Source organism: Allobosea sp. P4_C6 (assembly GCF_056402015.1).
Genome location: NZ_JBFUIF010000155.1, coordinates 1 through 3,154, shown reverse-complemented (window position 1 = coordinate 3,154; position 3,154 = coordinate 1). Strand labels below are relative to the sequence as shown.

General features: G+C 65.1%; 2 protein-coding genes. Both read left to right on the top strand.

Annotated elements, in window-relative coordinates; genetic code table 11:
* A partial coding sequence (locus tag AC1DVA_RS27225; protein WP_476807961.1) for a DUF3987 domain-containing protein occupies window positions 1-1,653 on the top strand: 1,653 nt, incomplete at its 5' end.
* Window positions 1,650-2,144 (top strand): hypothetical protein, encoded by a 495-nt coding sequence (locus AC1DVA_RS27220; RefSeq protein WP_476807960.1) that lies wholly within the window; start codon window positions 1,650-1,652, stop codon window positions 2,142-2,144. The genes AC1DVA_RS27225 and AC1DVA_RS27220, both read left to right, overlap by 4 nt.
* Window positions 2,145-3,154: the final 1,010 nt, after the last annotated feature.

Here is a 3,154-nt window from a genome sequence, read left to right as displayed (position 1 = left end):
GTTCTGGGAGAGATGGATGAGAGCGGCGCCAGTCAAAGGGCTACGCAGGCCGTCGGCGACCGGTGGCATGCGGCTGGCCGCGAAGTTCATGTGTTCCTTCCCACGGCCGGCAAGGACATCAACGACGCGTTGCAGGCCAATGGCAGCGATGCGGCGGTCAAGCTTGGAGTGTTCCATCCGACACCGGAGCCGGACGCCCCCGACGCAGAGCCGGCCAGCGCCGATGGCCCGATTCCGCTCTTCCCGCCCATGCCCGAAGCCGAGCGCTTTCCGATCGAGTCGCTGGGGCCGGTCCTGTCTAGCGCTGCCGCAGCCATAGCGCGCAAGGTCCAGGTGCCGGAGGCCATCGCCGCGCAATCTGTGCTCGCCGTCGCCGCGCTCGTATCGCAGGCGCATGCCGATGTGATGATGCCCTACGACCAGACACGGCCCTTGTCGCTCGACTTCGTGACGATAGCGCCATCCGGAGGCAGGAAGACATCGGCCGATAGCGAAGCCCTCTGGCCAGTCCGCAAGCGTGAAAAGGCGCTGAAGGAAGAGCACGAGCACGAGCATCGCCTGTGGTCGATCGCCTTTGCCGCCTGGAGTGCGGAGAAGAAGAAGATCGAGGGCAACCGGAAACTGCAACACGACGAGAGGCGGAGGGCTTTGGTCGCGCTCGGTCCCGAGCCGGAGCGCCCGCTCTCCCCGTTCCTGACCGTACCCGAACCGACGATCGAGGGGCTGGTGAAGGCGTGGGTCAATGCACCGGCGGCGCTTGGCATCTTTACCGCCGAGGGTGGCATGTTCATCGGCGGGCACGGCATGTCGCCGGACAACCGGCTAAGAACCGCTGCCGGCTATTCGGAAATGTGGGACGGGCAGCCAATCAAGCGCATTCGCGCGCTCGACGGCGTCACGATCCTCCACGGCCGCCGGCTTTCCATGCACCTGATGGTGCAGCCTGACGCAGCGGCGCAATTCCTCGCCGATCCGCTCTTGCGCGATCAGGGCCTCTTGTCGCGCGTGCTGGTGGCCGCGCCCGAGAGCATCGCCGGCACTCGTTTCTATCGCGATGTGGAGCCCGAGGATAACGACGCGATCCACTCCTACGGCGCGCGCATCCTCTCGATCCTCGAAGCGCCRTGGCCGCTGGCCGAAGGCAGCAGAAACGAGCTCGAGCCGCGTGTGCTCACCATCACCGAGGCCGCCACTATMGCGTGGAAGGCCTTCTATAATCACATCGAAGGGCAGTGCGGGGCTGGCGGCGAGCTTCATCCKGTGGAGGACTTTGCGGCCAAGATCGCCGAGCATGCGGCGCGCATCGCAGGCGTGCTTACGATCGTGGACCACGTCCGGGCGACCGAGATTGGCTCCGACGCCATGTGCGCAGCCCTGAAGCTGGCCGACTGGTATGTGTACGAGGCCCTACGCCTTCAGCGGGCCGCTCGCACCGATCGGCGCCTTATCCGCGCCCAGCAGCTTCTGGACTGGATGCGCGAGCGCGGCGAGGAAGAGTTCAGCGTCCGCGACATTGGCAAGCTCGCCCCGCCAGCCTTCCGCATCAAGGCCGCGGCAGACGAAGCCCTCGCCATCCTCGCCTCGCATGGCTGGATCGAGGAGGTGTCGGCCCGTCCTCGCCGCGTGCGGCTGGTCCAGGAGGCCAGCGCGTGAGCTACAGGCGGTTTCAGYTTCCAGRCACAAACGCCGCAAACGCCGCACTGCCGCAGGGTGTGAAACCGGAAACGCGCACCCCGCCATCTGGGGGAAGTGCCGCGAACGCCGCAACTGCCGCAGCACCCAAAGCCAAATCCTATCTTGTTTCGGTCAGTGACGTGGTCCTGACGTTTGATCGCGATGTGGCTCGGCTGATCGAGTTGGGGAAGTCGAGGGCCGAGGCCGAGGACGCCGCCTACCAGGCCTGTCTCGTGCACTGGCAATACCGCAATCCAGTTAGTTTTTCCTCCGCCCCCTTGCGGCAGTGCGGCAGTTGCGGCAGTTGCGGCGGCCCCRAACGGGCGGGAGACATCCTGCTCGCCATCGGCATCGCGCCGGATCAGGTCTGGCTGCACGACGGCTGCTGGTCCGCCTGGCACGCTGACCGTGTCGCGCAGGCCGAAGCCTCCCTCGCAGCCATCGGGATACACAGGAGGACGCAATCATGAACCGCAAGCATCGCCGTGCCGGGCAGGCCAAGACCGGCACCAGGAGCCGCGCGGCTACCCGGAGCACATGATGGCCGAGGCGCAGATGCCTCTCGGACATGCCGGCATCGGAAGCCGCTTGCGCGCTTATTACTCCGCGAACCTCAGCTCGCGAAATAATAAGCCCGCCGCYTGGGAAGCGACGGGCCTCTGACTTCTGTCAGGACTTGGCGGTTCCGGCCATCGCCGGGAAACTGGCTTTGCCCTCCTGTCGGTGCGGCCGGTACATCCGCGGCAACGCATCCAACCGGAGAGCAGGCAGGCATCGTCTCCGACGCCGCGTCCTCAACAGGTAGGTGGTCCGAAAGTTCCTTCAAGGGGCATAGCCCCGTGGAAGCGTTTAGAWGGCGGCCGGTGGGCGCAAAAAATTTTCTGCCCTTCGGATAGCCAAAATCGCGCGAAATGCCAAACCYGGGCCTCCTGTGGCCCGGCGCGGCGTCTGTTCAAACCCCGAACGAACGCTGAATCAACCGGAACGGTTGTGCAATGCGTCTCTAGCCTAGGCACAGCGTCCCGCCTGATAAGGGATGATGGGCCACCGCAGGGTGCGGACTGGACGAGCGCAGATGATCGCCAAGCGGCTATCTTAAGCCCATCGCCAAGCCTCTTCGCCTCTCGAGCATACCGGCTTTGCGGGGGAGATCTGTTCGCGTCACAACATTAGTCGGTTCGATCCGTGCTGTGGCTGGATTTGCTTGAGCAACGCTCCTGCACGCCTGACGGCGCGAGCGCGGAGGCGCACTGCGTATTGGACAAGCTCTTGGTCGTCCGCCTGCAGCGCGTAGGAGGCGAGCGCGGCAGCCTTGTTTGCCCACAATCTTCATCACACCGCTCCCGTTACCGTCCCATGCCGATTAACCACTTCTTAACCACTCCAGGCGCCCCCTAGCATGGTCCATCGGGGTCTTGGGGGGCTCGAGGGGGGACCGTGGCCATGCACGACCTGCACTTGGATCACGCTGCTGTGGAGC